Annotated in this window: 11 protein-coding genes; 2 read left to right on the forward strand and 9 right to left on the reverse strand. The window is 69.8% G+C overall.

Annotated elements, in window-relative coordinates:
- Positions 1-58 precede the first annotated feature (58 nt).
- Both AB0C30_RS35640 and AB0C30_RS35645 read right to left on the reverse strand, forming a co-directional pair.
- Positions 59-1,405 (reverse strand): class II 3-deoxy-7-phosphoheptulonate synthase, encoded by a 1,347-nt coding sequence (locus AB0C30_RS35640; protein WP_357952553.1) that lies wholly within the window; start codon positions 1,403-1,405, stop codon positions 59-61.
- 79 nt (positions 1,406-1,484) lie between these two features.
- A complete protein-coding gene (locus AB0C30_RS35645) occupies positions 1,485-2,684 on the reverse strand; it encodes an FAD-dependent oxidoreductase (protein ID WP_357952864.1) in 1,200 nt (399 codons plus the stop codon).
- A 120-nt stretch (positions 2,685-2,804) separates the two neighbouring features.
- On the opposite strand from AB0C30_RS35645, the gene AB0C30_RS35650 reads away from it, so the two are divergent.
- Together AB0C30_RS35650 and AB0C30_RS35655 are read left to right on the forward strand one after the other, a co-directional pair.
- Positions 2,805-3,665 (forward strand): anti-sigma factor, encoded by an 861-nt coding sequence (locus tag AB0C30_RS35650; protein ID WP_357952554.1) that lies wholly within the window; start codon positions 2,805-2,807, stop codon positions 3,663-3,665.
- Between the two features lie 58 nt (positions 3,666-3,723).
- Positions 3,724-5,970 carry a M64 family metallopeptidase gene (locus AB0C30_RS35655; protein WP_357952555.1) on the forward strand — a complete coding sequence of 749 codons (2,247 nt, stop codon included), beginning with the start codon at positions 3,724-3,726 and terminating at the stop codon, positions 5,968-5,970.
- Here AB0C30_RS35655 and AB0C30_RS35660 read toward each other — a convergent pair.
- The 7 genes from AB0C30_RS35660 to AB0C30_RS35690 all read right to left on the reverse strand — a co-directional run bounded on the left by AB0C30_RS35660 (position 5,914) and on the right by AB0C30_RS35690 (position 13,398).
- Positions 5,914-6,912, reverse strand: coding sequence for an aminoglycoside phosphotransferase family protein (locus tag AB0C30_RS35660; RefSeq protein ID WP_357952556.1), 999 nt, complete (start codon positions 6,910-6,912; stop codon positions 5,914-5,916). The genes AB0C30_RS35655 and AB0C30_RS35660 overlap by 57 nt on opposite strands.
- 65 nt (positions 6,913-6,977) lie before the next feature.
- The gene (locus AB0C30_RS35665; RefSeq protein ID WP_357952557.1) at positions 6,978-7,820 is read right to left on the reverse strand and encodes an aldose 1-epimerase family protein; all 843 of its coding nucleotides are present in this window, start codon (positions 7,818-7,820) and stop codon (positions 6,978-6,980) included.
- Between the two features lie 44 nt (positions 7,821-7,864).
- Entirely contained in the window at positions 7,865-8,866 is a 1,002-nt protein-coding gene (locus AB0C30_RS35670) for a LacI family DNA-binding transcriptional regulator (protein WP_357952558.1), read from the reverse strand.
- Positions 8,847-10,256: a GH1 family beta-glucosidase gene (locus tag AB0C30_RS35675; RefSeq protein ID WP_357952559.1), complete on the reverse strand. Its 1,410-nt coding sequence runs from the start codon at positions 10,254-10,256 to the stop codon at positions 8,847-8,849. Before AB0C30_RS35675 ends, AB0C30_RS35670 begins: the two co-directional genes overlap by 20 nt.
- Entirely contained in the window at positions 10,253-11,083 is an 831-nt protein-coding gene (locus AB0C30_RS35680) for a carbohydrate ABC transporter permease (protein WP_357952560.1), read from the reverse strand. Before AB0C30_RS35680 ends, AB0C30_RS35675 begins: the two co-directional genes overlap by 4 nt.
- Positions 11,080-12,000 carry a sugar ABC transporter permease gene (locus AB0C30_RS35685; RefSeq protein WP_357952561.1) on the reverse strand — a complete coding sequence of 307 codons (921 nt, stop codon included), beginning with the start codon at positions 11,998-12,000 and terminating at the stop codon, positions 11,080-11,082. The genes AB0C30_RS35680 and AB0C30_RS35685 overlap by 4 nt, the downstream gene beginning before the upstream one ends.
- Positions 12,001-12,057: 57 nt before the next feature.
- The gene (locus AB0C30_RS35690) at positions 12,058-13,398 is read right to left on the reverse strand and encodes an extracellular solute-binding protein (protein ID WP_357952562.1); all 1,341 of its coding nucleotides are present in this window, start codon (positions 13,396-13,398) and stop codon (positions 12,058-12,060) included.
- Between the last annotated feature and the right edge of the window lie 129 nt (positions 13,399-13,527).

The raw sequence follows: 13,527 nt of genomic DNA on the forward strand, positions 1-13,527 counted from the left end.
GCGTGACCGAAGAATCCTCTGGCAGCCCCGGCCCGACCCGGGGCTGCCGCCTACGTACTCAGCTGGAGCGGTAGAGCTCCGCCACCCGGAAGGCGAGGTCGAGCGACTGGCCGCGGTTGAGACGCGGGTCGCAGGCCGTCTCGTAGCGGCGCGAGAGGTCGTCCTCGACGATCTCGTGGCCGCCGCCCACGCACTCCGTCACGTCGTCGCCCGTGAACTCGATGTGGATGCCGCCGGGATGCGTGCCGAGCGAGCGGTGCACCTCGAAGAAGCCCGTCACCTCGTCGAGCACGTCGTCGAGCCGGCGCGTCTTGTGGCCGCTCGGCGCCTCCCACGTGTTGCCGTGCATCGGGTCGCAGATCCACGCGACCTGCGCGCCCGCCGCGGTGACCTCCTTGACCAGCGCGGGCAGGTGCTCGCGGATCTTGGAGGCGCCCATCCGGGTGATGAACGTGAGCCGCCCCGGCTCGTTCTCGGGATTGAGCTTCTCGACCAGCGCCAGGGCCTCGGAGGGCGTGGTGGTCGGGCCGAGCTTGACGCCGATGGGGTTACGGATGCGGGAGAAGAAGTCGACGTGCGCGCCGTCGAGCTGGCGGGTGCGCTCGCCGATCCAGACCATGTGCGCCGACACGTCGTACGGGCGGCCGGTCCGCGAGTCGATGCGCGTGAGCGCCCGGTCGTAGTCGAGGATCAGCGCCTCGTGCGAGGAGTAGAACTCGACGGTGTGGAACTCCTCCGGGTCGGCCCCGCAGGCGCGCATGAACGCGAGCGCCTGGTCGATCTCCCTGGCCAGCTGCTCGTAGCGGCGACCGGCGGGGGACTCGCCCACGAAGTCCTGGTTCCAGGCGTGCACCTGGCGCAGGTCGGCGTAACCGCCCTTGGTGAAGGCGCGGGCCAGGTTGAGCGTCACGGCCGAGGAGTGGTAGGCCTTCAGCAGCCGCCACGGGTCCGGCGTGCGGGACTCAGGGGTGAAGGCGAAGCCGTTGACCATGTCGCCCCGGTAGGCGGGCAGCTCCAGGCCGTCACGCGTCTCGGTGCCCTTGGAACGCGGCTTGGCGAACTGCCCGGCCACGCGGCCGATCTTGACCACCGGCACCTTGGCGGCGTAGGTCAGCACGATGGCCATCTGCAGCAGCGTCTTGAGCTTGTTGCGCACGTTGTCGGCGGTCGCCCCGGCGAACGTCTCGGCGCAGTCGCCGCCTTGCAATACGAACGCCTCGCCTCGGGCGACGGCGGCCAGTTGCTCCTTGAGCTGGTCGCACTCGCCGGCGAAGACGAGTGGGGGCAGGCCGCCGAGCTCGGCGACGACCTTCTCGAGCTCGCTGCGGTCAGGCCAGTCAGGCTGCTGGGCCGCCGGCAGGGCTCGCCAGGAATCGAGTTCCTCGGGATTGCTCAGTGCGCTCACGACATACGAGGGTATGCTACCGGCTCGGCGTCACCGACCCCGATGTCCACGTTGTGAGAAAGCGGCCCCGCGGGACGGGTCAGAGTTCGGGTGTCCGTACGTGCTCAGGGCGCACCCCCAGCCCGAGGAAACGCCGAAACACCCCGCCGACCAGGGGATTCTGCGGCAGCTTCGCCGGAATGCGCGGCGGCCCCACCCGGCTGTCGATCGTCGGGCCGATCAGCCGGTCCTGACCCACGCGCTGCGCGGCCTGGGTGATCCTGGTGGGCAGCATGCGGCGGCGCTCCAGCTGCCGCAACATGGCCTCCGGGATGGGCCGGCCCGCCCGCAGCGGCTCGGCCAGCAGGTTGGCCGTGGCGACCGCGTCCTGCACCGCCAGGTTGATGCCGACGCCGAACATCGGCGACATCGCGTGCGCCGCGTCTCCGATGGCCAGAAATCCGGGCCGGTACCACCGGCGGAGCCGGTTGATCGCCACCGTGAGCATGTTGACGTCGTCGAAGCTCGCGATCTGCCCGACGCGCCCCTCCAGGTACGGCAGCAGCCGCGCCACCGTCTCACGGAACGCGTCGATGCCCCGATCGGTCAGCTGGTCGTAGCCGCCCTTGGGGATGAGGTAGGCCAGCTGCCAGTACGTCTCCCTGTTGATGCCCACCATCGCGTTGCCGGTGGAGATCCGCAGGAACGTCTGCTCAGGGTCGCTGCCGAGGCGCGGCAGCCGGAACCACAGGACGTCCATCGGCGCGCCGAACTCCCGCGGCACCAGCCCGGCGGCCGCGCGCAGCGTCGAGCCGCGGCCGTCCGCGGCCACGGTCAGCTCCGCCCTGATCTCGTGCTCGCCCGACTTGTCGCGGTAGCGCAGTCCGCGGGCCGCGCCGTCCTCGCGGATCAGGCCGTACGCCTCGGAGTTCATGAGCAGCCGGAACGTCGGGTATTTCTCAGCGGCCGACGTAACGAGCTTCAGGAAGTCCCATTGCGGGACGAACGCGATGTAGTTGTACTTCCCCGGCAGCCGACGAAGGTCGGCCATCTGGATCGGCCCGTCGTCGGTCAGCAGGGTGAACCCATACGTCTTGCGGTGGGGGATTTTCAGGAACTCCGCGGCCAGCCCGAGCTCGTCCAGCACCTGAAGCGTGGACGGGTGGATCGTGTCGCCGCGGAAGTCGCGGAGGAAATCGGCGTGCTTCTCCAGCAGGGTCACCTCGACACCCGCTCTGGCCAGCAGCAGGGCGAGCATCGCGCCCGCCGGGCCGCCGCCGGCTATCACACAGGAATTCATCACGTATTGAGTTTAACCCCGTCTATGGAGAAATGCACTTGCCCGGTGCCATCCGGCACGCCCGAAACGCCGAAGTACTACCGAAGTAATGACGTGACCCCGACCGACGTGGAGTGCGACATGAGCGATGAGCTCCACACCCTTTCCGGCGCCTATGCCGTGCACGCGTTGCCGGACAGCGACGGGGTGCTGTTCGAAACGCACATGGAGGAATGCCCGTCGTGCCGGACGGAGGTACGGCGGCTGCGCGAGACGGCCGTCCTGCTCTCCCTCGCGGTCGCCGAGCCACCCCCCGCCGCCCTGCGTACCCGCGTTCTCACGGCCGTCGCCCGCACGCCCCAGGCTCCCGCAGGCTCGCCCCGACAGACTCTCCGCGACGTGCGGCGTCCGGCGGGTGACGTGACCGTCTGGGCGGCGGGGCCGTCCTCGGGTGACGCGACGGTCTGGTTGCCGAAGCCGTCCTCAGCCGGTCAGGCGGTGACCGGGAGTGACGTCGTGCCCCTGCGGCGTCGGCGAGGGCGGGGGAGGGTGGTGGCCGGGTTGGCGGCCGTGTCCACGGCGGCGGCCGTCGCGCTCGGCGTCGTGGTGTTCGACGCCCGCCGCGACCTGGGCGACCTCCAGGCCAGGGACGGCGAGGTCGCGGCGGTCCTGGCCGCGCCCGACGTCCGGACCGTACGTCTGCCGGTCACCGCGGGTGGCAGCGGCACCGTCGTGGTGTCACGCGCGCGGGGCCGGATGGTGTTCACGTCGTCGGGCCTGCCCGAACTGCCCCGGTCGAGGGTGTACGAGCTGTGGCTGATGGGCCCGGACGGCATCCGCTCGGCGGGACTCCTGGACCGGCGCCCCGATGGCGTCACCACGCCCATGCTGACCGGGGCGGCCAAGGGGGACGAGCGCATCGGCCTCACGGTCGAACCGGCGGGCGGCTCCAAGCAGCCCACCACCCAGCCGGTCCTGTTGGCCGAACTCCCCACAGCCTGACCAGATTTATCGGCTTTGGGATGAGACGCCGGCACACAACGGGCCGATAATGCGGATCATGCGTAGATCCGCGGCCCTGGTCCTGGCCGCCGCCGTCTTATACATCCCCCCAGCCAACGCAGACGCAGCCGCCGCGCCCGGCGCTGCCACCGTCGTGCCGGTCCAGGTCACCGGTACGCCCGCCAAACGGTTCAACCTGGTCATCATGGGCGACGGCTACACCGAGTCCGAGCAGGCGAAGTTCCGGGCGGACGTCGACCGGCACCTCAACGTGATGTGGTCCATCGAGCCGTACAAGTCCTACCGCGCCTACATCAACGTCTACCGGGTGGACATCGTCTCCGGCGAGTCGGGTGTCAGCTGCGACCCCGCCTTGACCTCACCGAAGAAGACCACCCCGCTCAGCATGGGCTTCTGGGGCCAGTGCAACCCCAGCAGCGTCCAGCGGCTGATCACCATGGACAACACCGCCGCCACCCGCTACGCGAACCTGGTCACCGGCACGACCTCGGCCAACCGGCAGATCCTCGCGCTCGCCAACAGCGGGACGTACGGCGGCGCGGGCGGTTCCTACGCGACCGCCTCCGGCAGCAACTCCATGTCCGCCCTGATCAGCCCGCACGAGCTGGGCCACTCCCTGGGCGGCCTGCAGGACGAGTACGACTACTACCAGCGCGGCGTCCCCGGCGGCCCGTACACGGGGCCCGAGCCCGCCTCCGCCCACCACACGCTGCTGACCGAACAGCAGATGCTCGACCAGAAGAAGAAGTGGTGGCGCTGGCTCGGCGAGCCCAGCGAGTCCGGCGGCCCGATCGGCCGCTACGAGGGCGGCATGTACGCCACCACGGGCGTCTGGCGGCCGAGCCGGCACTCGATGATGAAGACGCTCGGCTACTACTACGACCAGGTGAGCCGGGAGGTGATGGCGCAGCGGATCACCGGCAAGACGACGGTGATCCAGGACGCCACCCCCTCGGCCGCGCCCGTCGGCGCCGACCGGGTGCTCTGGGTGGAGCCGATGCGCCCGAACGGCCACGCGCTCACCGTCACCTGGAACGTCGACGGCACGGACCGGCCCGCCGGACAAGGCACGGCCCTGGACTTACGCGCGCTTGGCCTCACCCCTGGCACCCACACGGTCAAGGCGACGGTCAGCGACCCGACGAACTTCGTCAGGGACCCGGCCATCCGCGCCGCGATGTCCGCCTCCCGCACCTGGACCGTCGACACGTCACTGACCACCCCGCCCGACGGCGTCACCCCCGGCATCGTCTCCGCCACCTCGGTGGAGCGGCCGCTGGGCCGTACCGAGGTCGTGTACGTGGAGACCACGCACCCGGCGGCGAGCGTTCCCGCGGTCGCGTGGGCGCTCGACGGAAAGCGGGTCGGCGAGGGCGACAGCGACCTGGACCTCGGCGCGCTGAAGCCGGCCGACGGCACGCACACCCTCACCGCGACGGTCGGCGACCGGACGCTGACCTGGACGGTAGACGCCACCTCGCCGAAGACCGGCTACGAGCTGTCGCCGCCGCTCGTCAGGTCCGGCGACACCTATGTCTACAACGGGCCGTTCTCGATGAAGCTGACCGGCACTGACGATCAGGGCGGTTACGTGGTCTCGGAGTCGAGGGTCGACGGCGACGGCTGGTTCAACTACTTCGGCTGGCCGACCTCCTCCGACCTGCCGTGGACGTTCACCGAGGACGGCACGACCATCGACTCCCTCGTGTACGGCAAGCTCCCTAGGGGGCGGCACACGATCGAGTACCGCTCGATCGACGGCTCGGGCAACTACGGCAGGGCGGGCAGCTTCACGGTCACCACGATCGCCCCGCCGCCCGCCTGCACCAGGACCCTCACCGGCGCCCAGCGCGGCCCGCTGACCGTCGCCGACGGCGTCACCTGTCTGGACCACGCGCAGGTGAGCGGGCCGGTGACCGTGCGGGCGGGCGCATCGGTGGTCGTCACCGGCGGCCGGCTCTCCGGCGCGCTCATCGCCTCGCGGGCCGCCTCGGTGCAGGTCCTCGGCGCGCGGGTGGACGGCGCGCTGAACGTCGACCGCGCCGGCTCGCTGGCCGTCGTGGGCGCCGACATCCGCGGCGCCGCCCTGCTGACCGCGAACACGGCGCCGATCTTGTCGGGCACCACGGTCAAGGGCGCGCTCGCCTGTACGGGCAACACGCCCGCGCCCGTGGACCTGGACGTGCCCAACAAGGTCACCGGCGTGGGCGCGGGACAGTGCGGCAAGCTAGGCGCGGGAGCCGGGGGCACCTCCTACGAGGCGGTCCAGGACGTCCGTGAGTGAGGTGATGGACAGGTCGCGGGCCCGCGCGTACTCCGACTCGGGATACTGCCGCGGCCCGTTCTCCACCAGCAGGATCAGGTAGAGGTAGGCACGATAGAGGTCGAGCCGGGTCCGCGCGGCGGGGGTGAGCTCCAGCGGGGTCACCTCGCGGTACCCGGCCAGGAGCGGGTCGTCGTCGCGCAGCTCGCCGAAGATGGTCGGCGTGACGAACTCGGCCAGCGGGTCGCCCCAGAACGCCCGCTCGTGGTCGATGATCGCCTGGATCCTGGGCGTCCCGGACAGGTCCAGGAAGACGTTGCCCGCCCAGACGTCGAAGTGGACGAGGTGCGGCGTGGTCACCTCGTCCAGCACGGGCGCGGCGGCGGCGAGCAGCTCGCCGATCTCCGCGGCGGGCCGGGGGAGCGGCGTCGGGTAGCGCTCGGTGTCGGCCAGCAGCGCCCCCACCATGGCCAGGTACGCCTCGCGCCAGGTGCGGCCGGTGATGCCCGCGTGCGGGTAGCCGAACACCTCGCCCGTCACCGCGTTGAACCTGGCCAGGTGGCGGCCCAGCTCACGCCGGAGCGCCGCGTCGGCGCCGTCCGGTTTCACGTCGTTCCACGACACGCCGTCCAGCGTCCCGAACAGCAGGTAGTCGCCGCCGAGCACCGGATCGTCGAACCCGGCGGCCAGCAGCCTCGCCACCGGCACGCCCGCGGCGACGGCCAGCTCGCAGGCCGCCGCCTCCATCCGCAGCAGGTTGCGTTCGTAGCTGAGCTGGTCCAGCTCGGGGGAGGGAGCCAGCTTGAGTACCACGTCGCGGCCGTCGTCGAGGAGGAGCCGCCAGACCGCGTTGGCGTAGCCGTCGGTGAGTTCGGTGGATTGGGTAACACCCGCGCCGAGCGCGCGCCGGGCGAGATCGTCGAGCTCGGTGGGCGATAGACGCCGTTTCGTCCTGCTGTCCACGAGACCCGATTGTGGGGTCAGGCGACGCTGATCGTCCAGCTCGCCACGGGACCTGCTTGTGGGCGTCAGGCGGCGCTGATCGTCCAGCTGGCCACGTGCTCGCCGCCCGGTTCGAGAACCACCACGTCGGTGCCGGAGTTGAACGCGTCGGGCGGGCAGGTCATGGGCTCCACCGCCACGCCCTCGTAGCCGAGCTGCCCGCTGGTGCAGACCTGTACCCACGGCAGCACGGCCGGGTCCCACGTCATGCGTACGCCCCCGACCCGGGCCTCTCCGGCCGCCAGCCCGGTGAACGCGTGGTCGATCACGTCGCCGTCGAGCACCCTGGCCTTGCGGAAGTCGTACGGGGAGCCGGACACGTCGTCCAGGGACCGCGGCAGCAGCTGCTCGTCGGTGACCAGCACCTTGGCGGCGGGCAGCTCCAGGTCGTCGCCGAGCAGCCAGGGATGGGGGCCGCAGCCGTAGGGGGCGGCGTCGGCGCCGTCGTTGCGGGCGGTGACCGTGGTGGTCAGTCCGTGCTCGTCGAGGCGGTGAAGCACCCGCAGCGTCAGCGTGAACGGGTAACCGGCCGTGGGGGTGATCGTGTGCGCCAAGCGTACGAAGGCGTGGTGGTCCTCGGCGGCCAGCAGCTCCACGACCTGCCAGTCGACGCCGGACACCAGCCCGTGCAGGGCGTGGCCGCGCTCGGGCTCGCTCACCGCCAGCTCGTGCGTCCGCCCGCCGAACGGATAGCGGGCCCCGCCCACCCGGTTCGGCCAGGGGGCGAGGATCGTGCCCGCGAAATAGGGGACCGGGCCCTCGGCGGGCCAGCTCGTGATCAGGTCGCGCGCGCCGTGGCGGAGCGTCCTGAGCGCGGCGCCGCGCGGGCTGATCCGCGCGGTGTATCCGGCGGCGGCGAGCTGGGGCACGGAAGAATCCTCTCTCGGGGGGTTGAGCAAAGGGTATCCCGAGGTCAGGCCGACTCCCGGCGGACCAGGTGGGTGTCGAGGATGACCACGGGCTGGCGGAGCGCCTCGCCGTTGATCCGCGCCACCAGCAGCCGCGCCATCTGGCGGCCCATCTCCTCGGCCGGCTGGTGCACGGTGGTCAGCGGCGGGTCGGCGTGCAAGGCGACCTTGGAGTCGTCGAACCCCACCACCGCCACGTCACCCGGGATGGCCCGGCCCTCGAGCTTGAGCACCCGCATCGCCCCCACCGCCAGCGGGTCCGAGGCGGCGAACACGGCGTCGAGCTCCGGCTCGGCGGCCAGCAGCTCGCGCATCGCCGCCGCGCCGCTCTCCTCGGAGAAGTCGCTGCCATAGGCGACCAGCTCCCGAGCTCCCAAGGTGAGCAGCGCGTCGTGGTAGCCGGCCAGCCGGTCGACGCCCACGCCCATGTCCTGCGGCCCGGCGATCGTGGCGATGCGCTGCCTGCCGAGACCCAGCAGGTGCTTGACCGCCTGCCGGGCGCCGGCCCGGTTGTCCATGTCGACGTAGCTGTAGGGGGTGAGGCCGACCGGGCGGCCGCCCAGCACGGTCGGCACGCCCATCGCCTCCAACCGGCCGGGCAGCGGGTCGGCGCCGTGCAGCGACAGGAGCAGCACGCCGTCGACGTGCTGCCCCGTCAGGTAGTGCTCCAGGCGTTCGTGCTCCTCCTGCGACTGGGCCATGGCCAGGATCAGCTGGAGGCCCGTCTCGGCCAGCGCCGAGCCGATGCCCCTGATGGTCCCGGCGAAGTAGGGCTCGTCGAAGACGCGCAGCTCGGACTCCGACACCACCAGCGCCACCGTGTCGGTGCGCCGGGTGACCAGCGCCCGCGCCGCGCGGTTGGGGACGTAGCCCAGCTCCTGGATGGCCCGTTGCACGGCGTCGCGGGCCTTCTCGCTCACGTTGGGTGAGCCGTTGATGACTCTGGACACCGTGCCACGGCCTACTCCGGCCAGAGCGGCGACTGCCTCAAGAGTCGGTCGGTTCATGACGCCTATTCTGCCGGATGATCTCCGAGTACCAGATAGCGCTGTCCTTGAGCACGCGCCGCTGGCTCTCGAAGTCCACGTGCACGAGGCCGAAGCGCTTGCCGTAGCCCCATGCCCACTCGAAGTTATCCATAAGCGACCAGGCGAAATAGCCCTCCAGCGGCACCCCGGCGTCGATCGCGTCGCGGCAGGCGCGGAGGTGGTCCTCGAAGTAGGCCACCCGCTCGGAGTCGTGTACCCGGCCGTGCTCCAGGACGTCGTCGAAGGCCGCGCCGTTCTCGGAGACGACCATCGGGATCGCCGGGTAGTCCCGCGCCACCCTGGTCAGCACCTCCACCAGGCCGCCCCGGTCGATCTCCCAGCCCATCGCGGTGACCGGCCGGCCGCCGTCGACGAACGACACGTGCTCGCTGCCCACCCAGGGCGAGGCGGAATCCGTGGGCGCCGCCGCCGCCGAGGCCCTGCCGCCTGGTGCTCCCGAAACCGTGAAGCGGCTGTAGTAGTTGACGAGCAGCACGTCGATCGGCGCCTTGATGGTCGCCAGGTCACCGTCCCTGATGAAGTCCAGGTCCATTCCGAGGTCGTCGAGGACGTCCTGCGGGTAGCGGCCGGTCATCAGCGCGTCGAGGAAGAACCGGTTCTGCAGCCCGTCGATGCGCCGCGCCGCGTCCTGGTCCGCCTCGCTGTCGGTGGCCGGGGTGATCGCGTAGAGGTTCACGCAACCGCCGACCCGCCTCGCGCCCATCGCCTGTACGGAAAGGCCGTGCGCGAGGTTGAGATGGTGCGCGCCCCTGATCGCGTTCTCCGGCTCGCGACGGCCCGGGGCGTGCTCGCCCGAGGCGTAGCCGAGGAACGCGGTGCACCATGGCTCGTTGACGGTGCTGAAGGTATGTACGTGATCCTTCAGCGCTTCGTGCACGGTCGCCGCGTAGTCGGCGAAGCAGTAGGCCGTGTCGCGGTTGGGCCAGCCGCCCCTGTCCTCCAGCGCCTGGGGCAGGTCCCAGTGGTAGAGGGTCAGCCAGGGGTCGATGCCGTGCTGCCGCAGCTCGTCGGTGAGCCGCTTGTAGAAGTCGAGGCCCTTCTGGTTGATCTTGCCGGACCCGTCGGGCTGGATCCGGGGCCAGGATACGGAGAAGCGGTAGGCGGTCAGGCCCAGCTCCGCCATGATCTGGGCGTCTTCCCGGTATCGGTGGTAGTGGTCGATGGCCACGTCCGCGTGGTCCCCGTTGAGCACGCGGCCCGGGGTCTTGGTGAAGGTGTCCCAGATGGACATGCCGCGCCCGTCCTCGGCGACCGCGCCTTCGATCTGGTACGCCGAGGTGGCCGCGCCGAACGCGAATCCCGTGGGGAACTGCAGCCCGGCACGCGTCTGTTCCTCTTGTGTCGTCACGCCTTGACCGCACCTTCCATGAGTCCGCCGACGATTTGGCGGCCGAATGCGACGAATACCGCGATGAGCGGAATGATGGACAGCGCCGTTCCCGCGAAGATCAATGTGTAGTTGGTGGAGAACCTGGCGTTCAGCGAGGTGATCGCGATCTGCACCGTCGGATTGTCCGGAGTGAGGACGATCAGCGGCCACATGAAGTCATTCCACATCAGCATGAACGTATTGATCCCGAGCACCGCCATGCCCGGCCGTACGGCCGGCAGCACGACGTTCCACCAGATCCGCAGGGTGGCCGCGCCGTCGACCCTGGCCGCCTCGACCAGTTCCATCGGCACCGCCTGGCGGGTGTACTGGGTCATCAGGAACACGCCGAACCCGTTGAGCAGGTACGGCAGGATGACCGCCTTGAGGGTGCCCGTCCACTCCAGGCTGACCATCAGCCGGTAGAGCGGCACCACGCCCATCTGCTGCAGCGGCACCGCCATCGTCAGCAGTACGGCCAGGAGCAGCACGTTCCTGCCCTTGAACGACAGGTTGGCGAAGGAGAAGCCGGCCAGCGTCGAGATGATGACCACCGAGACGGTGACCACGCTCGCCACGATGAACGAGTTGGTCAGGCCGAGCAGGAAGTGGGCGTCCTCGTTGTTGAGCACGGCGAGGATGTTCTGGCCGAGGTTCCCGCCGGGCAGGAACGGCGGCGGCACCGCCACCGCGTCGGCGTTGGTCCGCGAGGCGATGACCAGCATCCAGTACAGCGGGAAGGCGGACAGCACGATGGCCAGCGCCAGCATGACCCGGGTGATGAGGGTCGGCGACCAGTTGGTCATTTGGTGCCCCCGATCCTGCGGACGAACAGGAAGTTGATCAGCGCCCCGATGAGGATGAGCAGGAACAGCAGCCAGGCCGCCGCGGCGGCGTAGCCGTAGTCGAACTCGCGGAAGCCCTGCTTGACGATGAACATCGCGACCGTCTGGAACTGGCCCTGCGACCCGCCGTCGACGTTGCCGTTGTAGAACGTCGTCGGCTCGGAGAACAGCGTGAGCCCGCCGATCGTGGAGTTGAGCACCACGAAGATCATGGTCGGGCGGAGCATCGGCAGGGTGATCTGCCAGAACTGCCGCCGCCGCGAGGCCCCGTCGATGGCCGCGGCCTCGTACAGGTCGCGCGGAATCGTCTGCATGCCGGCCAGGAAGATGATCGCGTTGTAGCCGGTCCAGCGCCAGTCGACCATGGTGGCGATGGCCAGCCACGACGGGACCCGCTCGGCCCGCCAGTTGATGGCGTCCACGCCGAACCAGCTGAGGATCCAGTTGACCAGCCCCCAGTCACGGGCGAAGAGCTGGGTGAACACGACCGCCACCGCGACCACCGAGGTCACCAGCGGCAGCAGCACGCTCATCCGGATCGCCAGGCGCAGCCGGAACCGCTTGTTCAGCGCGTTGGCCAGGAACAGCGCCAGCAGCAACTGCGGGATGGTGGCCAGCAGGAACATGCCGACCGTGTTGACCACGGCGTTCCAGAAGTCCTCGTCGGCCAGCAGCTTGGCGTAGTTGCCCAGCCCGGTCCACTTCGTGGTCCCGGCCAGGTCGTAGTCGTAGAGCGAGTAGTAGAGGGTGAACGCCAGCGGGAAGAGCCCGAAGGCGGCGAACAGGATGAAGTACGGGGACACCAGCGTGTACGGCATCACCTTGACGTCCAGTCTGGAACGCCAGAGACGGCCGGTCGGAAGGGTGTCGATACTCATAGGAGACCTTTCGGCGGCAGTAGCCCGGCCCGCTCATGGCGGGCCGGGCGGGGAAGATCAGCCCGCGGCCTTAACCGCGTCGTCGACCAACTGCTGCCAGGCCTTGCCGTAGGGCACCGAGCCGTCGTCCATGCCCTGGATCACCGACTCGATGGCGTTCTTGACCTGGGCGTGCTTCACGCCGAGGAAGACCGGCTGGAGGCTCGACGCCGACTTGGCGAAGATCTCGCCGATCGGGGCGTCGTTGAAGAACTCGTTCTTCGCGCTCTGCACGGCCGGGTCCTGCTGCGCCTTCGTGTTGCTCGGCATGTTGCCGAAGTCGGTGAAGATGCTCGCCTCGGTCTGCGCTTGGGTCAGGTAGTCCGCCACCGCCGCGGCTTCCTTCGGGTGCTTGCTCTGCTTCGGCACCGACAGCCAGGAGCCGCCCCAGTTGCCGCCGCCGCCGGGTACCGCGGCCACGTCCCACTTGCCCTTGCCGCCGTCGCCGGCGTTGCCGCTGACCACGCCGAGCATCCACGACGGGCAGCCGACCGTGGCGAACGCGCCCTTCTGGGTGCCCGCCGCCCACTCGTCGGTGAAGTTACGCAGCTTGGCGGTCAGGCCCTGCTGGCTCATCTTCGTGGCGAAGTCGAAGCCGGCCTTCACCGCCGGGTTCTTGTCGACGATGAGGTTGTTGTCCTTGTCGAAATAGGTGACGTTGCCGTTCTTGGCCGCCTCCTGGTAGAGGACCACCTGGTAGAGCGTGTTCGTGCCATCGGCGAACTTGGTGTCCTTCACCTTCGCCTGGAACTGCTGGCCGACCTTCATGAAGGCGTCCCAATCGGGCCACAGGGCGCTGACCTTGTCGCGCTCGGAGGGCAGTCCGGCCTTCTTGAACAGATCCGAGCGGTAGCAGATGCTCATACCGCCGATGTCGGTGCCCAGGCCGAACAGCTTGCCGTCGGCGGTGAGGCCGTTCTCCCACTTCCAGGCGGGGAAGTCCGCCTTGCGGGAGTCCAGGCCGAATTCCTTCAGGTCCGCCCACCACTCCGGGTGCGCCTTGGCCAGGCCCATGCCACCTTCGTCGATGCCGACCACGTCGCCCGCGCCGTTGCCCGCCTGCAGCCACTGGATCATCTGCGGCCAGTACTGCTGCTCGAACTGGTCGGTCAGGTGCTCTTCCTTGATCTGGATGTCCTTGTGCTCGGCGTTCCACTTCGTGATGGCGTTCTTGTAGCCGAAGTTCGAGCCGCCGCCGAAAGTCTGCACCCGGATCGTGACCGGTTCGGCGGCCGACGAGGACGCGGGTGCGTTGCTGGCCGCCGGAGTGCCGCCGGAGCCGCAGGATGCGACGGTCAGGGCCGCCGCCGCCAGGGCGGAAGCCGCGGCGAGACCGCCGCGACGCTTGCGGTTCAACATGGTGGACCCCTTCTCGGGTGAATGGGTGGGGAGGTGCACCGCGACACACGCTCCGGGCCGCGGTGGGAAATCCTTGGGAGCGCTCCCACAAAGGGTGCACTTATGGCCTGTGCCCGTCAATGCGCTGAA

The organism is Nonomuraea sp. NPDC048901 (assembly GCF_040649695.1).
GTDB lineage: Bacteria > Actinomycetota > Actinomycetes > Streptosporangiales > Streptosporangiaceae > Nonomuraea.

Excerpts from the sequence above, each read along its gene's own strand:
- AB0C30_RS35670 (WP_357952558.1), bottom strand. The coding sequence starts at position 8,866 with ATGAACCGACCGACTCTTGAGGCAGTCGCCGCTCTGGCCGGAGTAGGC.
- AB0C30_RS35655 (WP_357952555.1), top strand. The coding sequence starts at position 3,724 with ATGCGTAGATCCGCGGCCCTGGTCCTGGCCGCCGCCGTCTTATACATC.
- AB0C30_RS35645 (WP_357952864.1), bottom strand. The coding sequence starts at position 2,684 with ATGAATTCCTGTGTGATAGCCGGCGGCGGCCCGGCGGGCGCGATGCTC.
- AB0C30_RS35680 (WP_357952560.1), bottom strand. The coding sequence starts at position 11,083 with ATGACCAACTGGTCGCCGACCCTCATCACCCGGGTCATGCTGGCGCTG.
- AB0C30_RS35650 (WP_357952554.1), top strand. The coding sequence starts at position 2,805 with ATGAGCGATGAGCTCCACACCCTTTCCGGCGCCTATGCCGTGCACGCG.
- AB0C30_RS35685 (WP_357952561.1), bottom strand. The coding sequence starts at position 12,000 with ATGAGTATCGACACCCTTCCGACCGGCCGTCTCTGGCGTTCCAGACTG.
- AB0C30_RS35690 (WP_357952562.1), bottom strand. The coding sequence starts at position 13,398 with ATGTTGAACCGCAAGCGTCGCGGCGGTCTCGCCGCGGCTTCCGCCCTG.